Source organism: Flavobacterium shii (assembly GCF_025847235.1).
In the GTDB taxonomy this organism is placed as follows: Bacteria; Bacteroidota; Bacteroidia; order Flavobacteriales; family Flavobacteriaceae; genus Flavobacterium; species Flavobacterium shii.
The window spans coordinates 260059-279797 of the sequence record NZ_JAOZEW010000003.1; the positions used below are offsets into that span (position 1 = coordinate 260059).

21 protein-coding genes are annotated in these 19739 nt (G+C 32.0%); 16 read left to right on the forward strand and 5 right to left on the reverse strand.

Annotated features, from left to right (window positions below):
• Nucleotides 1–86: 86 nt before the first annotated feature.
• The 3 genes from OIU83_RS04830 to OIU83_RS04840 all read left to right on the forward strand — a co-directional run bounded on the left by OIU83_RS04830 (nt 87) and on the right by OIU83_RS04840 (nt 1771).
• Nucleotides 87–647, forward strand: a complete 561-nt coding sequence (locus OIU83_RS04830) for a hypothetical protein (protein ID WP_264205137.1) — start codon at nt 87–89, stop codon at nt 645–647.
• A gap of 357 nt (nt 648–1004) precedes the next feature.
• Nucleotides 1005–1436: a DUF6146 family protein gene (locus tag OIU83_RS04835; RefSeq protein ID WP_264205138.1), complete on the forward strand. Its 432-nt coding sequence runs from the start codon at nt 1005–1007 to the stop codon at nt 1434–1436.
• Between the two features lie 32 nt (nt 1437–1468).
• Nucleotides 1469–1771 (forward strand): DUF6787 family protein, encoded by a 303-nt coding sequence (locus OIU83_RS04840; protein WP_264205139.1) that lies wholly within the window; start codon nt 1469–1471, stop codon nt 1769–1771.
• Here OIU83_RS04840 and OIU83_RS04845 read toward each other — a convergent pair.
• Nucleotides 1761–2075 (reverse strand): hypothetical protein, encoded by a 315-nt coding sequence (locus tag OIU83_RS04845; RefSeq protein ID WP_264205140.1) that lies wholly within the window; start codon nt 2073–2075, stop codon nt 1761–1763. The genes OIU83_RS04840 and OIU83_RS04845 overlap by 11 nt on opposite strands.
• 280 nt (nt 2076–2355) lie before the next feature.
• Between OIU83_RS04845 and OIU83_RS04850 the strand changes: the two genes are divergently transcribed.
• From OIU83_RS04850 to OIU83_RS04865, 4 genes are all read left to right on the forward strand, one after another.
• The gene (locus OIU83_RS04850) at nt 2356–3018 is read left to right on the forward strand and encodes an ABC transporter ATP-binding protein (protein ID WP_264205141.1); all 663 of its coding nucleotides are present in this window, start codon (nt 2356–2358) and stop codon (nt 3016–3018) included.
• 1 nt (nt 3019) lies between these two features.
• Nucleotides 3020–4720, forward strand: coding sequence for an LIC_10190 family membrane protein (locus OIU83_RS04855; protein WP_264205142.1), 1701 nt, complete (start codon nt 3020–3022; stop codon nt 4718–4720).
• Nucleotides 4707–5471, forward strand: coding sequence for a TIGR02757 family protein (locus OIU83_RS04860; protein WP_035625023.1), 765 nt, complete (start codon nt 4707–4709; stop codon nt 5469–5471). The genes OIU83_RS04855 and OIU83_RS04860 overlap by 14 nt, the downstream gene beginning before the upstream one ends.
• Nucleotides 5472–5573: 102 nt before the next feature.
• Complete coding sequence (locus OIU83_RS04865; protein ID WP_264205143.1) at nt 5574–6926, forward strand: DEAD/DEAH box helicase; 1353 nt, start codon at nt 5574–5576, stop codon at nt 6924–6926.
• A gap of 184 nt (nt 6927–7110) precedes the next feature.
• Here OIU83_RS04865 and OIU83_RS04870 read toward each other — a convergent pair whose 3' ends face one another.
• Complete coding sequence (locus tag OIU83_RS04870; protein ID WP_264205144.1) at nt 7111–8220, reverse strand: lactonase family protein; 1110 nt, start codon at nt 8218–8220, stop codon at nt 7111–7113.
• Nucleotides 8221–8403: 183 nt separating this feature from the next.
• Between OIU83_RS04870 and OIU83_RS04875 the strand changes: the two genes are divergently transcribed.
• The 8 genes from OIU83_RS04875 (at nt 8404) to OIU83_RS04910 (ending at nt 16143) form a co-directional block, all read left to right on the forward strand.
• Complete coding sequence (locus OIU83_RS04875) at nt 8404–10332, forward strand: vWA domain-containing protein (protein ID WP_264205145.1); 1929 nt, start codon at nt 8404–8406, stop codon at nt 10330–10332.
• Between the two features lie 40 nt (nt 10333–10372).
• Nucleotides 10373–11278: a tail fiber protein gene (locus tag OIU83_RS04880; protein ID WP_264205146.1), complete on the forward strand. Its 906-nt coding sequence runs from the start codon at nt 10373–10375 to the stop codon at nt 11276–11278.
• Between the two features lie 43 nt (nt 11279–11321).
• Nucleotides 11322–12578, forward strand: a complete 1257-nt coding sequence (locus OIU83_RS04885) for a dihydroorotase (protein WP_264205147.1) — start codon at nt 11322–11324, stop codon at nt 12576–12578.
• A gap of 109 nt (nt 12579–12687) precedes the next feature.
• Entirely contained in the window at nt 12688–13014 is a 327-nt protein-coding gene (locus OIU83_RS04890; RefSeq protein ID WP_264205148.1) for a hypothetical protein, read from the forward strand.
• A 77-nt stretch (nt 13015–13091) separates the two neighbouring features.
• Nucleotides 13092–13736 (forward strand): alpha/beta hydrolase, encoded by a 645-nt coding sequence (locus OIU83_RS04895; RefSeq protein ID WP_264205149.1) that lies wholly within the window; start codon nt 13092–13094, stop codon nt 13734–13736.
• Nucleotides 13737–13779: 43 nt separating this feature from the next.
• On the forward strand, nt 13780–13956 hold the full coding sequence (locus OIU83_RS04900) for a hypothetical protein (protein WP_264205150.1): 177 nt from the start codon (nt 13780–13782) through the stop codon (nt 13954–13956).
• A gap of 351 nt (nt 13957–14307) precedes the next feature.
• Nucleotides 14308–15549 (forward strand): alpha/beta hydrolase-fold protein, encoded by a 1242-nt coding sequence (locus OIU83_RS04905; protein ID WP_264205151.1) that lies wholly within the window; start codon nt 14308–14310, stop codon nt 15547–15549.
• 24 nt (nt 15550–15573) lie between these two features.
• Entirely contained in the window at nt 15574–16143 is a 570-nt protein-coding gene (locus OIU83_RS04910) for a cysteine hydrolase family protein (RefSeq protein ID WP_264205152.1), read from the forward strand.
• A 206-nt stretch (nt 16144–16349) separates the two neighbouring features.
• On the opposite strand, the gene OIU83_RS04915 is transcribed toward OIU83_RS04910, so the two are convergent.
• From OIU83_RS04915 to OIU83_RS04925, 3 genes are read right to left on the reverse strand one after another with little or no spacing between them, the layout of a single operon-like run.
• On the reverse strand, nt 16350–16787 hold the full coding sequence (locus tag OIU83_RS04915) for a hypothetical protein (protein WP_264205153.1): 438 nt from the start codon (nt 16785–16787) through the stop codon (nt 16350–16352).
• A 42-nt stretch (nt 16788–16829) separates the two neighbouring features.
• Nucleotides 16830–17330: a hypothetical protein gene (locus OIU83_RS04920; protein WP_264205154.1), complete on the reverse strand. Its 501-nt coding sequence runs from the start codon at nt 17328–17330 to the stop codon at nt 16830–16832.
• A gap of 13 nt (nt 17331–17343) precedes the next feature.
• Complete coding sequence (locus OIU83_RS04925) at nt 17344–18108, reverse strand: MBL fold metallo-hydrolase (protein ID WP_264205155.1); 765 nt, start codon at nt 18106–18108, stop codon at nt 17344–17346.
• 95 nt (nt 18109–18203) lie between these two features.
• Between OIU83_RS04925 and OIU83_RS04930 the strand changes: the two genes are divergently transcribed.
• On the forward strand, nt 18204–19664 hold the full coding sequence (locus OIU83_RS04930) for a TonB-dependent receptor (protein ID WP_264205156.1): 1461 nt from the start codon (nt 18204–18206) through the stop codon (nt 19662–19664).
• Nucleotides 19665–19739: the final 75 nt, after the last annotated feature.

The following is a 19739-nucleotide window of genomic DNA, read 5'->3' on the forward strand; positions in this document are numbered from 1 at the left end:
AACTTGAAAGGGATTTATTAACATCGTTTAATAAATCCCTTTCTTTTTTTTAGTAATTTTGAGTTCTAATCTAAACTCTTTTAGTCATGTTTGAACAATTAACCCAATTAGTGCAACAATACAGCGGCAGTGCTGTCGTAAACAATCCCGCTGTTCCTAATGAACAAAATGAAGCTGTAATAAGCGAAACAAGTAATTCTATATTTTCAGGATTGCAAAAAATTGCTTCAGAAGGTGGTGGAGAACAACTAGCCAGTTTATTTAGTGGAAAATCACCTATTGACAGTTCCAATCCTGTTGTACAACAAATAACACAACAGTTGACTGGAAATCTTGGAGAAAAATTTGGATTAAGTAGTGAAGCATCTAGCGGTGTTGCTAGCAGTATGATTCCACAAATCTTAGGATCTCTTGTAGGAAAAGCGAAAGACTCGAACGATAGCAGCTTTCAAATTTCGGATATTATCAGTGCTATTTCTGGTAATGGCGGACAAGCCTCGGGGATTATGGATGCGATTTCTAAATACGGAACTCAATTTGGACTAGACCAAAATGGTGACGGAAAAGTTGATATTAGCGATGCAATGACATTAGGAAATAAAAGTGGTGGCATTGGAGGTTTATTAGGCAAACTATTCGGGAAATAGGTTTCTTTTAAGGCACAAAGTCGCAAAGGTTCAGAGATTCTAAGTTTAAAAAATAATCAAAAGCTGTTTACATTATGTAAATGGCTTTTTTTTGTGATGTTTCTCGAAATCTTTATCCCTAACAAAGATGCACTGCTGTGTGCCTATTACAAAAACCTATGTGTTTGTGAAGCTTTTAGACGCACTGCGGTGCGTCTCTACAGAAAACCTTTGAACCTAAAATGTTATCATTCCTGCAAGAAACCTTTATCCCTTCAAACCTTTGCAGCTAGAAACCTTTGTACCTCTCTTCAAAAACTGTTAAATAAAAAAAGCTTCGCTGATTTTTTCGTAAATTTATATTTCAATTTTTAGATCATGAAAAATAGTATCTACATATTTCTTATTCTACTCCTTATCGTTGCGTGTTCTACTCCAAAAACCAGTGTTGCAGTCGACAAAAAACCAGTAACTACAGTAAATGACACTGTTCGTATTGCAAATGAAGAACTTGAATATGAAGTAATTATTATAGACAATGGTTTTAGTACATGGCTAGCTTCGATGGCATTACCTAGAAATTATTATTCTCAATCATACCTTGAAACTAAAAATAACTTATATGTAAGCGAATGGAATAATCGTGTTTCACAACCACAACGATATAATCCAAATTTATACGAAATGAGAATTGATTACAACCCAACTATTAATTACGGATATGAAGTAAATTACCTAATTTACAACTACATGATTTATTTTCAAAATACTTATAAACAAAAGCTAGCAGGATATGTCCCTTCAAGATAATGTTACTATATTTGTAATCATTATAAATAAAAATGAATAAATTAAAACAACGTTGGGGGATTACTTCTAATTTTCAACTCACAATCATATTTATTGTATTTGCTATAACCGGTTCTGCTTCGGCTTGGTTATCGAAACCGTTTTGTGTTTGGTTAGGAATTACAAAAGAAGATTTCGGATTTTGGTTTACACTTATCCGCTTAATAATCATTTTTCCTATCTATCAAGTATTACTTGTCGCAATTGGAACCATCTTTGGTCAATATCGTTTTTTCTGGAACTTCGAGAAAAAAATGCTTAAAAGTATGGGGCTAGGTTTTTTATTTAAAGAATAATATCTTTATCAATACTCCTATCCTTCTTTTGGATAAAATAAGTATAAAACCATGTTAAGGTAAACGATGGAATAATATCCGTAAACGGAAGTATCTCTTCGACAAAAGTTAGAATCCCTGCCACTTTTCCAACTCGTCCTTTATACATATAAGTCATTAAGAAACCTGCAAGCGGTGCCCAAACAACATCACTAAACTCCCCTAAAAAGGGAATCGTAAAGGATAACATTCCGATACCATCAAAAAGCAATCCCAATAAAAGTTTCTTCGTTTTCTCGTCTTTTACAAGCATTTTTTCTTCCATTTTAATATCTATTAAAATTTGAGTTACTCAAATATAATTCATTTTAAAGTCTTAGTCAATTTATTTCCTCTAAGTTAACTCATTCATTCCGTATCCTTTTATCAAATTCCATTCCTAAAATCTCCTTCATCAAAAAGAGATAATTTTATACATTTCAATTTTCAGAATTTTATTTTCTCTTTTCTCAATTTATTTTTTGCAAAAAATTGTTCCTAAAATTCTGTTACAACACATTTTTATATCGGTAGAATCTTTGTTTCTTTGTAAAAACAGTTTCTAAATGATACAGGCAAAAAATATACATAAATTCTACGATCAACTTGAGGTTTTAAAAGGAGTCGATCTGCATATTAAAAAAGGAGAAATTGTTTCTATAGTTGGCGCTTCTGGTGCTGGAAAAACCACTTTGCTACAAATCTTAGGTACACTGGATAAGCCTGCTATTGATAGTACTACATCTTTGACCATAAACAATGAAAATATTCTAAAATTAAGTGATAAAACATTATCTAAATTTAGAAATCTAAACTTAGGATTTATTTTTCAGTTTCACCAACTATTACCTGAATTTACAGCTTTAGAGAATGTTTGTATTCCTGCATATATTGCTGGCAAAAAACCTTCAGAAACAGAAGCAGAAGCCAAAAAATTATTAGAATATTTAGGGTTATCGCATCGTATAAATCACAAACCCAATGAACTTTCGGGAGGAGAACAACAGCGCGTTGCAGTTGCAAGAGCATTAATAAACAAACCAGACGTAATTTTTGCCGATGAACCATCTGGAAATTTAGATACCCATTCTGCAGAGAATTTACATCAATTATTTTTCCAGTTACGCGACGAATTCGGGCAAACTTTTGTTATCGTAACCCACAACGAAGAACTTGCCAATATGGCCGACAGAAAAATAGTAATGGTTGATGGGCAAATAATATCCTAAAATGATTTTAATTCTTTTAAGCTGGATTTATATTCTTTTCATAACCATAAATCTTGGTTTAGGAACTGATAAAATTCTGCGATTAAAGAATTCAAACTTTGTAATTCTCTCTATTCTAGGTCTTTTTACAACAACTATTCTTGCGAGTATTTGGGCCATTTTTGGAAGAATAAATATTGAATTCCATATTTTTCTTTTAATACTAAACATTGGAATATTCCTGAGATTAAAAAATGAAATTAAAGTTATTTATATCTCTTTTTTCAAGGAATTACAATCTTTAGAAAAATTCTTAAAAACAACATTAGCCATTATTGCACTTTTAATTCTAGCGCAATGTGCATCAACTCCTTATATAATAGATAATGAGTCATATTATATCCAGACCATAAAATGGATTAATGAATATGGCTTTGTAAAAGGTATTGCCAATTTACATCTTTTTCTCGCCCAAACAAGTGGCTGGCATATTACCCAAAGTGCTTTTAATTTTTCATTCTTGTATGATAAGTTCAATGATTTAAGTGGTTTTTGCCTTCTTTTAGGGAATATTTATGCCATTTTACACCTCAATTCCTATTTTAAAAACAAAGAAAAAAATTACCTCATTATCGGATTATTACCCTTGGCAAATCTTTTTTTCTTTTCTTTTATTAGTTCTCCATCGCCCGATTTACCTATTTATATCTTATCATTAATTATCTTTTTCAACTTCTTGAACAGCTATAAGAATCTGAATATTGAAACGTTTAACACAATCTCAATTCTTATTCTTTTTGCAATATATATTAAAACAACTGCGATTGCACTTATTTTGATTGTGCTGCTATTATTTGTAAAACATCATAAATTCTTAATGCCAAAAACAATAAAGCCTATAAGTATCGGATTACTGGTTTTATTCCTTTTTTTGATAAAAAACACCATCATTAGCGGTTATCCAATATTCCCCATAACATCGAATATATTTCATTTTGATTTTCAAATTCCGGCCTCAATGGCTCATTTTTATTATGACGAAACTAAGCGGGCAGCATTTTCGATTACACAGAATGAATTTGATAATATGAGCCTATTCGAAATCTTTAAAACATGGATTTCAAGACCTGCTTTACACGGATTTTTCAATAAACTTATTGTATTGCTAGTTATTATAACACCTTTTTTTATTTATAAATTTTTCAATAAAAAAGCATTTTGGGTTTTATACGGAATATTTATTTTTCAAATAATAGTACTATTATCATCTTCACCACAATATAGATTCTTCATGAATTTTATATTGCTATTTTTATTTTTAATAGCTAGTCTGATTCTTAATAATCAAAAAAGAATTATTCTTTCCCTTTATATCACATTATTAATTCTCGCATTTATTGTAATCATCCCAATTAATTTAAAAGCTTTTACAACAAATACTTTTTTAACGAGCAATAGCACTTTCTCTATAAACAACATCGTTTTCCCGTATAAAAACTCCAAATTTGATACAAATTATACACCTATCATAAATGGTAATTTACAATACAATTCTCCTGTAGATAATTCTTTTTTCTGGGGAACCGGAGATGGCGCAATACCTTGTGTTAATCGAGAACAAATTAACTATTTTGAGACTTATTACAAAGTAAAACCTCAAATGCGAACAACTAATTTAAAAGATGGCTTTTATGCCAAAAACATATCAAATGAATCAAACTGAGCTTAAAGATTTCCTTGACGAAAAAGTCATTCAATATAACAATCAGGATTTTATAGAAAGTGATCCGGTACAAATTCCGCATTTATTTTCTCAAAAAGAAGACATTGAGATTGCTGGTTTCCTGAGCGCTACAATAGCTTGGGGAAATCGCAAAATGATTATTAAAAACTCACACCAAATGATGGAATTAATGGGAAACACGCCCTACGATTTTATTATGAGCCACAACGATGAAGATATAGCAAGATTAGAGAATTTTGTACATCGTACCTTTAATGGAAAAGACTTTGGCAGCTTTATAAAAGGATTGCAACACATTTATAAAAATCATGGTGGATTGGAAGCTATCTTCTCTAAAAATCAGGAAAAAGATAGTTTGCAAAAAAGTATTCACGAATTTAAAAAAGCATTCTTTGAAATCGATCATTTACAAAGAACTCAAAAACACATTTCAGATCCCTTAAACAATTCGGCAGCCAAACGTATTAATATGTACCTAAGATGGATGGTTCGCCAAGATACCAAAGGCGTAGATTTAGGAATCTGGAAAAATATTTCACCTGCAAAACTTTCTTGTCCGCTTGATGTACATTCCGGAAACGTGGCCCGCAAACTAGAATTGCTTTCGCGAAAGCAAAACGATGGTAAAGCACTGGCAGAACTCGATTTAAATCTTCGAAAAATGGATCCACTTGACCCGGTAAAATACGATTTTGCATTATTTGGACTAGGCGTTTTTGAAGGCTTTTAAGATTGATAATTAGATTGTTATATTACTAAATCATCAGATGATTCCAAGAATCTAGTGAACTAACCATGATTTTAATGTACCTTTGCACAAAATTTAATGCAAATGAGCACTTTCGAGACATTCAATCTTCCTAAATCCGTACAAAAAGCAATCGATGAATTAGGCTTCGTTACGCCTACTCCTATCCAGGAAAAATCTTTTTCTGTAATTATGTCCGGTCGTGATATGATGGGAATTGCACAAACCGGTACTGGTAAAACATTTGCCTATTTATTGCCTTTATTAAAACTATATAAGTTTACTCCAACCAATACGCCAAAAATTGTAATCCTTGTTCCAACACGTGAATTAGTAGTTCAGGTTGTAGAAGAAGTAGAGAAATTAACCAAATACATGTCGGTTAAAACGTTGGGTATTTTTGGTGGTGTAAATATTAATACACAAAAGAAAGCTGTTTACGAAGGAATCGATATCTTGGTGGGAACGCCAGGAAGAACTATGGATTTGGCTCTAGATGCAGTCGTTCGTTTTGATGAAACTCAAAAATTAGTTATCGATGAGTTCGACGAAATGCTTAATCTTGGTTTCCGTACACAATTAACAGCGCTTTTGGCGATGATGAAAACCAAACGTCAAAACATCTTGTTTTCTGCAACGATGACCGATGAAGTTGATGCCGTTTTAAATGACTTTTTTGATTTCCCAGAAGAAGTTACCCTTGCAGCATCTGGAACACCGCTAGAGAACATTGAGCAAATTACCTATAATGTTCCCAATTTTAATACTAAAGTAAACTTACTGAAACACTTATTACAAAACAACGAAGACATGAGTCGCGTTTTGGTTTTTGTAAACAACAAGAAGATTTCGGATATGCTTCATGACCGTATCGAAGAAGATTTTGAAGGTCAGTTTGGTGTAATTCACTCTAATAAATCACAAAATTACCGTTTGAGTACGATGGCTTCTTTCCAGGAAGGAAACCTACGCGGACTTATAACTACCGATATTATGGCGAGAGGTTTGGATATTTCCAATATTACTCACGTTATAAACTTTGAACTTCCAGAATTCCCAGAATTGTATATGCACAGAATTGGTAGAACTGGTCGTGCCGATGCAACTGGAACTGCGATAAGTTTTATCACTCCACGTGAAGAAGAATTTAAAGTAGAAGTAGAAGTTTTAATGAACAGAGAACTTGAAATAGCTGATTTCCCTGAAGAAGTAGAAGTTTCTATAAAATTAATTGAGCCTGAGAAAGACAGACAACCAGTTAAGTTTTTGATGAAAAAACAAAAACTAGACGGTGATGGAGCTTTTCATGATAAAGCCAAAAAGAATAAAAAAGTCAACTTGGGAGGTCCTTCTAAAACCAAGAAAAAAACGCACGGATCTGTTAACAGAAACATGTTGAAAACAAGGGATAAGAAGAGAAAAGATAAGAACAAATAGCATTTAGGCACAAAGGATCAGAGTTACAAAGGATCAAAGGTTAGCTACTAAGCTGCTGAGATTCTAAGTTAAAAAAACAAAAAAGGCTCAAAGATGTAGAATTAAGTTAATAACTTGAAACTTTACATCTTTGAGCCTTTTTTATATTTTACGCACAAGATAGAGAAACCTTTGAACCTTTAAATTAATTTTTTGCAAAAACCAAGCATACTGGTGAGCACAACTCAATTCTCTTTCCAGTATCCGTAAGTTTTCCTGTTGCTTTATCTCTTTTAAAAACAACAATATTATTTGTGTATTGATGCCCTACTAAAAGGAAATTTCCTGTAGGATCGATAGAAAAATCCCTTGGCCCTTTTCCTAATGTACTTAATTGTTCTACTAATTCAATATTTCCATTTTTAAGAATTTTATAAACTGAAATATTATTAGCATCAACACGATCGGATACATATAAAAATTTACCATCTGGCGAAATCTTTATAGCCGCTGCTCCTGTTCCTCCCTTAAAATCTTTAGGAAGAATACTTGTCTCGGCAATCAATTTTAAACTTCCGTTTTTATCATAACTAAACGTAGTTAAAGTAGCATCCAATTCCTGGATTAAATACACAAATTTCCCGTCTTTGCTAAACGTTAAATGCCTTGGTCCGCTTCCTGCTTTTACATCAACACTTCCTTTTAATGTTAACACTTCCTTTTGGGAATTAGGATTGTATTTGTAAATAAAAACCTTATCAAGACCTAAATCATTCGATAAAACATATTTCTTGTCTGGCGAAAAATAAACCATGTGCACATGAGCACTTTCTTGTCTTTGTTTATTTATTCCTTTTCCTGTATGCTGAATTACTTGTTTTGCTTCCGAAATTCCATCGGCAGTTTTTTTGAATACCGAAATATTTCCTCCGGAATAGTTTGCCGAAATTACGTTTTCGCCATCATTAATAATATAACAAGGATCGGCTCCCATTGCTTTTTGTTTATTCAAAAATGTAATCTTTCCAGATTCTGGCACATATCCAAAAGCACTTACGGTACTTTCTGCACCACTTTCGTTAACTGCATATATAAATTTATTATCTGCCGAAACCGATAAATAACTTGGACTTACAACACTTTCTGAACTATTTTTTAATTTAAAGTCACCTGAATTAGTATCGAATTCATATACATAAATTCCTTTGCTATCACAACTAGTAGTATACGTACCTACTAATAAATTAACTTTGTTTTGCGCCTGAATTCCTGTAAAGAATAAAATAAAAAGCAAAACAGCATACGATTTTTTCATTTGTAAAAATTTTATTGAAATGCTAAAATACGTAATATCCTTATAATGGTTAAGATTTATTTACCTGTTCGAAAAAATATAACAACATCAGTAAAAACTGCCTGTAAATTTGTATTTTTGACAAACGAAAAATTCAATGAGCTCCATTGAAAATAAAATCAGTGAAGTAAACTAAACTTTAGAATGCATTTTAAACATCCCGAAATTTTATACTTTCTGTTCTTATTGATTGTTCCTATTTTGGTTCATTTATTTCAGTTACGCCGTTTCAAAAAGTCTTACTTTACCAATGTTAGACTTTTGGCAAAACTCTCTATTCAAACTCGAAAAAGTTCTAAGATCAAGAAATGGCTATTACTTGCTACTCGACTATTATTACTTACTTGTCTTATTCTTGCTTTTGCTCAACCGTTTTTTACCGCCAAGGACAGTAAAAATGTTAATAACGAAATGTATATCATTCTGGACAATTCCTTTAGTATGCAGGCAAAAGGTAAAAAAGGGGAATTACTAAAACGTGCCGTTCAGGAATTATTAGAAAACACGCCAGAGAATACACAATTTTCTTTATTCACAAACACCGAAAATTATTGGAATACCGATATAAAATCTGTTCGTAGCTCATTGCAAAACCTAAAATACAGCGCCACTCCTTTCCAATTGGATAATATAATAGCAAAGGTAAAAGCTCGCAAATCGGCCTTTAAAAAAGACATCATCATCATTACTGATGCTGTTGGACTGGATGAAAAACAGCTAAAAAACATAAAAACAGAAGATGCTCCGTATTTTATAATTCCGAAAGCAGAGCAAAAAAATAATGTGGCGATTGATAGTGTTTTTATCAATCAAACCTTAGATAACTTTTACGATATTGGAATTAATCTATCTGGATATGGCGATGATTTTAAGCCTATTTCGATGTCTTTGTACAACAATGATAAGCTAATCGCTAAAACCATTGTAAACTTTGATACCAAAAAGAAGAAAGTAAACTTTACCATTCCTAAACAAGCTTTTCATGGTTATGTTGCTATAGAAGACAATGGTTTAGAATATGACAATAAATTATATTTTAGCATCTCAGATACTAAAAAAACCAACGTTATTAGTATTGGAGAACCTGCAAAGAGCAATTTCTTATCCCGCATTTATACTCCGGAAGAATTCAACTATCATAATTTTGATATTCGTTCGCTTGATTATAATAGTTTAGACAAACAAGATGCAATTGTATTGAATGAGCTGGATGAAATTCCGCAAGCATTACAAACTACGTTAAAATCATTTGTATCCAAAGGTGGAAATATAATTATCATTCCATCAGAAAAAATGACTGTTAGTAATATGAATTCATTTTTATCAAATTTTGGTAAAGTCCAAATGGGTTCTCTTGAAAATAAAGAAAAACAGATCACCAAAATCAATTTTGATCATCCAATATTCTCTGGTGTTTTCGAAAATAAAATCAAAAATTTTCAATATCCAAAGACGAAGAATTCTTTCCCTATAACAAGTGCCTATTCTTCGGCTTTATCCTATGAAGACCAAAGTGCATTTTTAACTTCAATACAAAATCAAGTTTCGGCAGTTTCAGTATTTTCTGCTCCTATAAATAGTATAAACTCTAACTTTCAGCAATCGCCTTTAATTGTTCCTGTTTTTTATAAAATGGCACAAAGTAACCAGAAATCTGGAATAAATGCGATAACAATTGGTAATAATCAGCCTTATTTTGTTGATGCATTATTATCCAAAGATGCCATATTAGAAGTAAGAGGCACAGAAGAACAATTTATACCAATTCAGCAAATCCTGAGTAACAAAGTAAAAATCGTTTTTAATGATTACCCAGAACAAGCTGGTAATTATACTATTTACAATAAAAAAGAAGCACTGGAAAACGTAAGTTTTAATTACAAACGAAGCGAAAGCGATTTGAGTCAGGTTAACGATAATGTAGTTTCTGATTATAAAACTGCCGATACAATTTCGACTATTTTTAACACCTTGCAAACGGAACGAACCGATAATCAAATTTGGAAATGGTTTATTATCTTTGCACTGTTATTTTTAGCATTAGAAATGGCAATTATCCGATTCGTGAAGTAAACAAAAATAAATATTTAAAAAACAGATTAAGCAAATCACCATGAATAAAATTACTTTCCTATGTATTCTTTTTACTTTTTTATTTCAAAATAGTAATGCTCAAGATATGGAAATACCTTCTTTCTGGGCAAGTTCAAAATTTAAAATTGGGACAGGTGATGGTGCAAGTCTAACAACCTATAATGCATTTCTTAGTTTACACAGTGGTTTAGGGATTGGATCTCCATTTGTGTACAATGCTAATGGTGAATATATCAATAAAGCAACAATAGTTTTTGATGGTAGAACTGGTGATATAAATTCATTAGGAAGTATCACTGCAAATTTAATTTCATCAAAATCAGTTTCATCGAATCTAATTTCATCAGACTCTATTTCTTCAACTTCAATCACTTCCACGTCTAAATTATTTTTTCCAACTTTTAATAATTATAAAACAAATTGTTTTGTACAAGGTACTGGTGACGGCGCAAGCCTAACAACTTATAATACATTCCTCAGCCTACATAGTGGTTTAGGAATTGGATCCCCATATGTTAATGGAAGTGGTGGATATACAAAAAAAGCAACGATTGTTTTTGACGGTAGAACTGGGAATATTATAACACAGGGATTAATCACAGCAAATAAAATTCATAGTTCGGAAATAGTAGTCGATTTAAACGTTCCTGGTCCCGATTATGTCTTTGAAAATAATTATAATTTAGAAAAGCTTGAAATACTCGAAAAATTCATAGCTACAAATAAACATCTTCCTGAAATTCCATCTGCTATAGAAATGAAAAACAATGGGGTAAATGTTGTTGATCTGGAAATGAAATTATTGCAAAAAATTGAAGAATTAACGCTTTATATGATTGAACAGAACAAACAATTAAAAGCCCAAAATGAACAGATTCAATTACAAAATAAAGAAATCCAATTTCTTAAAAAAGATAAAAGCTAAAAAAGCCCAAAGCCTTACAATTAATTATTAATAAAGCATGACAATGAAAATAATCATCCGTGAAGCAAAAATTATAGATTCTAAAAGTCCGTTTCATAATAAGACTGCAGATATTTTAATTAAAGATGGTTTAATCAAAAAAATAGGAACTTCACTTCCTAATATTGAAAATGCCGAAGAGATAAAATTCGACAATTTACATATTTCGCAAGGATGGTTTGACAGTAGTGTTTCTCTTGGAGAGCCAGGTTATGAAGACCGAGAAACAATCTCAAATGGACTAAATGTAGCTGCAAAAAGCGGATTTACTGCCATTGCACTACAGCCTAACTCCTACCCGATTATTGATAACCAATCGCAAGTAAATTTTGTAAAAAATAAAGCCAATGGTTTTGCTACACAACTTTTTCCTATCGGAGCTTTAACCAAAGCAAGCGAAGGAAAAGACATGGCTGAATTATTTGACATGAAAAAAACCGGAGCTGTAGCTTTTGGTGATTATAACAAAAGCCTTGACAATGCCAACTTACTAAAGATTGCATTACAATATGTACAAGATTTTGATGGTTTGGTAATTGCTTACTCTCAAGATCAAAATATAAAAGGAAATGGTGTTGCAAATGAAGGAATCGTTTCAACAAAATTAGGTTTAAAAGGAATTCCAGATCTTGCCGAAGAATTGCAAATCGTCCGCAACTTATTTTTATTAGAATATACAGGAGGAAAACTTCACATTCCGACTATTTCGACTGCCAAATCGGTTCAATTAATTAAAGATGCTAAAGCAAAAGGGCTAAATGTAACTAGTAGCGTTGCTGTACATCATTTGGTTTTAACCGATGAAAAACTAGAAGGTTTTGATACCCGATTTAAAGTTACGCCACCATTACGAACAGAAACCGACAGACAAGCTTTGCTTAAGGGCGTTCTTGACGGAACTATTGATATGATTACATCTGATCATAACCCGATTGATATCGAATTCAAAAAAATGGAATTTGATATGGCGAAAAACGGAACAATTGGTTTAGAAAGTGCTTTTGGTGCTTTGCTAACCGTATTACCTCTAGAAATTATAATTGAAAAACTAACATTAGGAAGATCTGTTTTTGGTATCGAAAACGACACAATTACCGAAGGTTCAAAAGCAAATATTACCTTGTTTAATCCTAATGGAGAAAGTGTTTTCACAAAAGGAAATATCATATCCAAATCTAAGAATTCAGCCTTTTTAGGAACTCAATTAAAAGGTTCGGTTTACGGAATCGTGAATCAGAATCAATTGGTATTAGAAAAGTAAAAAAGAATTAAAAATTTACCATTAAGAGATTAAGACTAATTTTATAGATGATTGAAAAATCATTTTAATCTTAATAATCTATGGCAAAAAACAAATATAAAACACAAGAATGAACAACTCAATCGAAGAAGGAAAAACTCCTGCTATAACAAGTTATATATTAATTATTGGCGTTTTAATTGCGATGTCGATGAACTCGGAAAACAAAAATAGTTTTGCCTCGTTTCACATTCGCCAGGCTTTAGGATTGTCGCTAACTTTTATTTCCTTTGGTGCAATCATAAGCAACTTTGACAGTTTCATGATTACTTTTCCAATGTGGATTTGCATCTCAATTTTATGGACATACGGAATTTTTAGTGCGATACAAGGACAAACAAAACCGATACCATTAGTAGGTGCACTTTTTCAAAAATGGTTTAAAAGCATCAGTTAATTTTTAATTTCAGATAATAGATTAAGAATCAGCAACTGCATTTCTCAATTTACAACTCACAATTTACCATTAAAAGAATGAATTTATCTTTAGAATATAAAATAAGAGAACCAAAAGTTATCTTAGACAAAAACCCACTATTACTATTGCTTCATGGATATGGCAGTAACGAAGAAGACTTATTTTCTTTTGCCAGCGAGCTTCCTGATCATTATTATATCATTTCGGCAAGAGCCCCTTATGATTTACAATATGGCAGTTATGCGTGGTATGCTATTAATTTTGATGCAAATCAAAACAAATTTTCTGATAACGAGCAAGCAAAAACATCACGTGATTTAATTGCTAAATTTATCGATGAGTTAGCTGCCAATTATCCTATTGACGCAAATAATGTAACACTAATCGGCTTTAGTCAAGGTTCTATTTTAAGTTACGCAATTGCACTTTCTTATCCCGAAAAAGTTCAGAGAGTGGTTGCAATAAGTGGCTACGTAAATGACGAAATCATTGCTGATGGATATGAAGACAGTAAATTAGATAATCTTAAATTCTTTGCTTCGCACGGAAGTGTTGATCAGGTAATCCCTATAGAGTGGGCAAGAAAAACCCCTGCATTTCTGGAAAAACTAAACATTCCGATTACTTATAAGGAATACCCGGTTGGTCACGGAGTTTCTCCGCAAAATTTCTTTGATTTTAAAAATTGGCTAGCGCAATAGTTTTCAGAATTCAGTCACAGTTTTTAGCTTAAAAAACATAATAATGGGAATAGAAGATTTAAAGGATTTCATTCTGCCAATTGTACTAATAGCTTTTGGTCTTTTTATAAAAAACACTAAAAATCCAAACTTTCAATCTTCAAGAAAATATTGGAAGATATTATTTATTTTAGGAATGCTAAATTTATTAATGAAGATATTTCTTTTATTTTATCTTTAATAATTGATTTTTAATATCCAATTAAAATTCAATTATTATACCTCAATTTCTATTAATGAGAGTAAATCATAATATTTTTAGGCTATAAATAGTAAGAACTTTAACTATGTAAATATAGATTTGAGCATAAAAGGTTTTGGATATTTTATTTAAAACCTTTTTGTATTCAAAAAACTCTTAAAAAAATTTTAATCTATATTAACCAAACCAATCTCAGTGTTCAGTTTACATCTCATATCTCGCTTTTCGAATTTCACTTTTCGCATTAAATAATAAATCGCATTATCTTTAAGTTATATTATCTTGTAACAAATAATCAAGAATGAGACAAACTCAGTAAACTATATAACTATGAAACAATTATTATTTTCGCTACTTTTTGTTGGCTCTTCATTTCTTGCAAAAGCACAATCGGATAATAAGATCACTATTGGCACGATTGAAACCATTAAGTCCAAGATATTAAATGAAGATAGACAAGTTTGGATACATGTTCCGGATGGCTATATCAAAGGCCAACAAAAGAAGGAGCATTATCCTGTTCTTTATCTATTGGACGGTAACTCGCATTTTACTTCGGTTGTTGGTATGACTGAGCAATTAAGTACTATAAACGGAAATACGGTTTGCCCAAAAATGATTGTAGTAGGAATACTGAATACCGATAGAAACCGCGATTTGACTCCTACGCATATAGAATCTGATTTACCAATGATGAGCCCTGAAGGCAGTAAAACCAGTGGTGGAAACGAAAATTTCATTGCTTTTATTGAAAAAGAATTAATACCATACATTGAAACCAACTACCCAACTACACCATACAAGATGCTTGTCGGGCATTCTTTTGGTGGTTTAATGGCCATAAATACAGTTGCAAACCACACCAATTTATTTAATTCTTATGTAGCCATTGACCCAAGTATGTGGTGGGATAAACAAAAATTCCTTGAAGAAAGTAAAAAAGCATTTGTCCAGAAAAAATTCAAGAATACGAGTTTGTTTTTAGGTATTGCCAATACAATGGAAATTGGAATGGATACCATTAGTGTAAAAAAAGATACAACTCAAAACACAAGACACATCCGTGCTATTTTGGAATTGGCCAATACTCTAAAAAAGAATAAGCAAAACCAGTTAAATTTTCAATCTAAATATTACGATAAGGACGATCACGGCTCTATCCCTTTAATTGCCGAGTATGATGCGCTTCGCTTTATTTTTGGCTTTTATAAAGTAACCTTAACTTCTAGCGATTTTTTCGATTCTGGGATGGCGTTATCAACAAAGATTGTAAAGCATTACCAAAATGTATCCGAAAAAATGGGATATAAAATAGTCCCTCCCGAAGATTCTATCAATCAATTTGGATATATGGCATTAGGCAGAAAGAACTTTGCTCAAGCCGAATTTTTATTCAAACTAAACGTAAAAAATTATCCAGAAAGCTTTAATGTATATGATTCTCTAGGAGATTATTATAAAGAAATAGGTGATAAAACGAATGCAATAAGCAATTACAAAAAAACGTTATCAATCAACAAGGAAAGTGCCGAAACGAAACAAAAATTAGAAGAACTCGAAAAAGGAAAATAAACAACAGCTAACTAAACTATAAAAATGAAAATCTCAAAACTTGACAATCCCGCTTTAATACTAATCGATATCCAGAAAGGTTTCGACAATATAGAATATTGGGGTAGCGAACGTAATAATCCAGATGCAGAGAAAAACGCTGGTGAACTTTTGGAAATCTGGAGAGCCAATAAATTACCTATTTTTCATATTCAGCATTGTTCTTCTAATCCTAATTCGATACTTCACGAAACCAATCCTGGGAATGCAATTAAAGATATTGTTAAGCCTATTAAAGGTGAAACGATTATCCAAAAGAACGTAAATAGCTCTTTTATTGGCACAAACCTAAAAGAACAACTTGATACTGATAAAATCGATACGCTTGTTATTGTAGGACTAACTACAGATCATTGTGTATCGACAACTACAAGAATGGCTGGGAATTTTGGTTATAATACTTTTTTAGTTTCAGATGCTACGGCAACTTTCAATAAAAAAGGATTGAATGGGCAGGAATTTAGTGCCGAGACAATTCATGAAACTGCTCTTGCCAGCTTAAATGAAGAATTTGCACAAGTGGTTACAACCGAATTTATAAAACAGAATATTTAAAATTGTAGATTTAACCGCAAAGCGCGCAATCCCGAAGCGTCGGGATAAAATCATTTTAATCTTTGGTAGAAAAAAATAACAGATTTACTTATAATAACAAAGGCGAGAAGTGATTCTCGCCTTTGTTATATATTTTATATTTATTCTTGTGCAAATACTTTTATCGCATTTTTTAATCTGTAAACTGCGACTAAATACTGTAAACTTTACTCGCCAGTATAAATAATCTTTCCTGCTTTTTTAAGTACGTAACCTTTCCAGGGAATTAATTCTAAATCGCCTTTAATCCAAGGTTCTCCTTCGGTTTTACGCTCCAGAATGATTGGTTCTTTTTGTGTATCCAGAAAAAGTTCGGCTTTATTTCCGTCCTTTTCAAAAATCACATAAGCAACTGTAGAATAGGTTTTGCCATCTTCGGCATGTTCCAACTTTGTACCAACTTCAAAAATTCGTACACATTCTTTTTTAAGAGATGACCATGTATAACCTGCCGAACCTTTGCATCCGTGAGCATCCGAGTCGCCTCCTACAATATGCTCGGGTTTTACTTCTTCCTTTGTTGTAGTTTGATTTTCCTGAGAAACTTTTTTACCACAAGAAAATGAGAGACCAATAATAATCGAAAATAAAAATACTTTTTTCATATGCTTGATTTTTAAGTTACATTATTATACTGTCGCTTCACACTACTTTTGGCATAACAATGATTGATTTACTTCAAAAGTAATACTTTCATCATTATTAACAAAATATTTTAACAGGACTTCTCCCCATATTTCTCCATCGCTAAAATCTGCAATAATCCATCGGTGATTTAAAATCTTAACTTTATTGATAATAAATTTGTTTGCTCCTATTTGATCTTGTCCTGTGTATGGATTTCCTTTTGGATTAGCATTAAGATCCATTAATTTTTCGGTTACAATCGGAATTAATTTTTCATATCGAATTGTTTTGGAAGTATCTTCGGAATCAAAGTAATTTTGGGCATTTTGATTATTTTCTAATGAAAAATAATTTGCTTCATTAAGTTTAGTCTCTACCAAATTTAAACTATCTCTAAGTTTTTTAGTCGTTTTAACATAACGATCCTGTTCAAACTTTACTTCTTTACTATAAAACATATAGGTAAAAACGTTCATAAGTATCGCAAGAATAAAAAGGTAAAGCAATAGGGATTTTTTCATTTTTAAAATATAATTAAATTGTGATTTCTAAATTATCATATGCAAGGAAAACATTTTCAGGAAGCTTTTTTTGAACCTCTTCATGGAATCCTAATACATGACTAATATGGGTTAAATAAGCCTTTTCTGGCTGTACCAAAGTTATAAAATCTAAGGCTTCCTGCAAATTAAAATGGGTATCGTGAGGCTCAACGCGTAACGCATTTATCACTAATACTTTTAAGTTTTTTAATTTATCTATTTCGACTTGCTCAATCGTTTTTACATCGGTTAAATAGGCAAAATCATCTATTCGATATCCAAAAACCTGCAAATCGCCATGCATGGCATTTATCGGGATTGCTATTTTATCGCCTACAGCAAATGGCTCATCGTTAATAACCTCAATAGTTTTTACAGATGGTGCGCCCGGATATTTATTGACTGTCTCAAAAACGTAGTCAAAACGTTTTCTTAAGTTACCAATAACCCGTTCATGTGCATAAATAGGAATTTCTCCTTGTCTAAAATTAAACGGACGTATGTCATCCAGACCTGCAGTATGATCGGCATGTTCATGTGTAAATAATATTGCGTCTAATTTCCGACAATTACAAGCCAACATTTGTTGTCTAAAATCGGGACCGCAATCGATAACATAAGAGTGATCGCTCCAACTAATCCAAATTGATACCCGAAGCCTTTTATCCTTAGTATCAGTGCTTTTGCACACAGGATGATCAACCCCTATTATTGGAATGCCTTGTGATGTGCCAGTGCCTAAAAAATATACCTTCAATTGTACTTTATTTTTTTACAAAAATAGGATTAATTATCTTTCATTAGAAGCCTAATTTACTAACTTTGTAACAAATCAGCCATATTTAAAATAAAATGGGTATAGAAATAAAACTTAAAGGCGACAAAGTCATCGCTCAGATTCCATCCATAAAAGACAAAGCACTACGAATAAATCTAAATGAAAATATTTACGGAACCTTTGCCGAAATCGGTGCAGGACAAGAAACCGTAAGACATTTTTTTAGATCTGGTGGTTCGTCTGGAACAATTGCAAAGGCAATGTCTGCTTACGATAAAGATTTTAGTGATGCCATTTATGGAATTGAAAGAGATGGTCGCTACGTAACTGAAGAGAGATTAAAAAAAATGTTAACTCTTGAAGGGAAAATAATTGAAGAAAGGTTAAGTAGAGAAAAACATCCTACAAAACTTTTCTTTAGCTATGCCAATACTGTTGCAACCATTGATTTTGCTAAGCAATTTAAAGGGCATGGTTGGGTTGGAATTCGATACCAAATTGAGCCTGACGAAGCTTATAATGAAATTATTCTTCATATTCGTTTTAAAGAAAATGATGCCCGATTACAACAAGAAACATTAGGTATTCTTGGAGTAAACTTAATTTACGGAGCATTTTACAAATACAACGACCCTAAAAGGTTATTACGTTATTTATACGATCATCTAGACAAAGATCAGCTTGAAATTGATACTATTAATTTCTCCGGTCCGCGTTTTGCCGATGTAGATAATCGCTTGATTAGTTTACAATTGGTAAAAAATGGAATGACCGATGCTGTAATGTTCAATCCTGAAGGCAAAAATATCCTTCCTGCTGCCATTTTATACAAAAAGAATATTCTTGCCTTACGCGGAAGTTTTCGTCCTGTTACAAAGGTAAATATGGATATGTATGAGAAATCATTAAAAATGTTTCTCGAAGAAAATAAAGTTGAAAAAGACAATACGCTTGTAGTTTTTGAAATTACCTTATCTAATCTTCGTTCTGATGGAGAAATCGATGAGCGTGATTTTATGGATAGAGCCGAATTACTTTGTTCGTTAGGACAAACTGTAATGATTTCTAACTTCCAGGAATATTATAAGGTAGTCGAATATTTTGCTAATTATACCAAAGCCCGAATGGGATTGGCAATGGGAGTTAACAATTTAGTCGATATCTTCGATGAGAAATACTACCGCCACTTAAGCGGAGGAATCCTTGAAGCATTTGGAAAATTATTCTACCGCGACATGAAAGTATTCTTGTATCCTATGATCGACGAAGATGGCACTATCATGAATTCGACCAATTTGAAAGTACATCCTAGAATGAAAGAATTATACAAATTCTTTAAATTCAATGGAAAAGTAGTCGACGTTGACGATTTCGATCCTCATACGCTGGAAGTATTCTCAAGAGAGGTATTAAAAATGATCAGTCAAGGTAAGCCAGGTTGGGAACCAATGCTTCCACAAGGTATTGCCGAAATCATTAAAGAACACCATTTATTTGGTTACGAGCCTAATAAGGTTTTGAAAGAAAGTAACTAAGTTGCTGATTTTCTTAGGAACTAAGGTTTTTAGAATCCTAAAATTCTAAGTAAATCATAAATATAGAAAAAGCAT

What these genes read in the sequence shown, in the direction of transcription:
- OIU83_RS04830 (WP_264205137.1), top strand. Translation starts at nt 87, where the DNA reads ATGTTTGAACAATTAACCCAATTAGTGCAACAATACAGCGGCAGTGCT.
- OIU83_RS04835 (WP_264205138.1), top strand. Translation starts at nt 1,005, where the DNA reads ATGAAAAATAGTATCTACATATTTCTTATTCTACTCCTTATCGTTGCG.
- OIU83_RS04840 (WP_264205139.1), top strand. Translation starts at nt 1,469, where the DNA reads ATGAATAAATTAAAACAACGTTGGGGGATTACTTCTAATTTTCAACTC.
- OIU83_RS04845 (WP_264205140.1), bottom strand. Translation starts at nt 2,075, where the DNA reads ATGGAAGAAAAAATGCTTGTAAAAGACGAGAAAACGAAGAAACTTTTA.
- OIU83_RS04850 (WP_264205141.1), top strand. Translation starts at nt 2,356, where the DNA reads ATGATACAGGCAAAAAATATACATAAATTCTACGATCAACTTGAGGTT.
- OIU83_RS04855 (WP_264205142.1), top strand. Translation starts at nt 3,020, where the DNA reads ATGATTTTAATTCTTTTAAGCTGGATTTATATTCTTTTCATAACCATA.
- OIU83_RS04860 (WP_035625023.1), top strand. Translation starts at nt 4,707, where the DNA reads ATGAATCAAACTGAGCTTAAAGATTTCCTTGACGAAAAAGTCATTCAA.
- OIU83_RS04865 (WP_264205143.1), top strand. Translation starts at nt 5,574, where the DNA reads ATGAGCACTTTCGAGACATTCAATCTTCCTAAATCCGTACAAAAAGCA.
- OIU83_RS04870 (WP_264205144.1), bottom strand. Translation starts at nt 8,220, where the DNA reads ATGAAAAAATCGTATGCTGTTTTGCTTTTTATTTTATTCTTTACAGGA.
- OIU83_RS04875 (WP_264205145.1), top strand. Translation starts at nt 8,404, where the DNA reads ATGCATTTTAAACATCCCGAAATTTTATACTTTCTGTTCTTATTGATT.
- OIU83_RS04880 (WP_264205146.1), top strand. Translation starts at nt 10,373, where the DNA reads ATGAATAAAATTACTTTCCTATGTATTCTTTTTACTTTTTTATTTCAA.
- OIU83_RS04885 (WP_264205147.1), top strand. Translation starts at nt 11,322, where the DNA reads ATGAAAATAATCATCCGTGAAGCAAAAATTATAGATTCTAAAAGTCCG.
- OIU83_RS04890 (WP_264205148.1), top strand. Translation starts at nt 12,688, where the DNA reads ATGAACAACTCAATCGAAGAAGGAAAAACTCCTGCTATAACAAGTTAT.
- OIU83_RS04895 (WP_264205149.1), top strand. Translation starts at nt 13,092, where the DNA reads ATGAATTTATCTTTAGAATATAAAATAAGAGAACCAAAAGTTATCTTA.
- OIU83_RS04900 (WP_264205150.1), top strand. Translation starts at nt 13,780, where the DNA reads ATGGGAATAGAAGATTTAAAGGATTTCATTCTGCCAATTGTACTAATA.
- OIU83_RS04905 (WP_264205151.1), top strand. Translation starts at nt 14,308, where the DNA reads ATGAAACAATTATTATTTTCGCTACTTTTTGTTGGCTCTTCATTTCTT.
- OIU83_RS04910 (WP_264205152.1), top strand. Translation starts at nt 15,574, where the DNA reads ATGAAAATCTCAAAACTTGACAATCCCGCTTTAATACTAATCGATATC.
- OIU83_RS04915 (WP_264205153.1), bottom strand. Translation starts at nt 16,787, where the DNA reads ATGAAAAAAGTATTTTTATTTTCGATTATTATTGGTCTCTCATTTTCT.
- OIU83_RS04920 (WP_264205154.1), bottom strand. Translation starts at nt 17,330, where the DNA reads ATGAAAAAATCCCTATTGCTTTACCTTTTTATTCTTGCGATACTTATG.
- OIU83_RS04930 (WP_264205156.1), top strand. Translation starts at nt 18,204, where the DNA reads ATGGGTATAGAAATAAAACTTAAAGGCGACAAAGTCATCGCTCAGATT.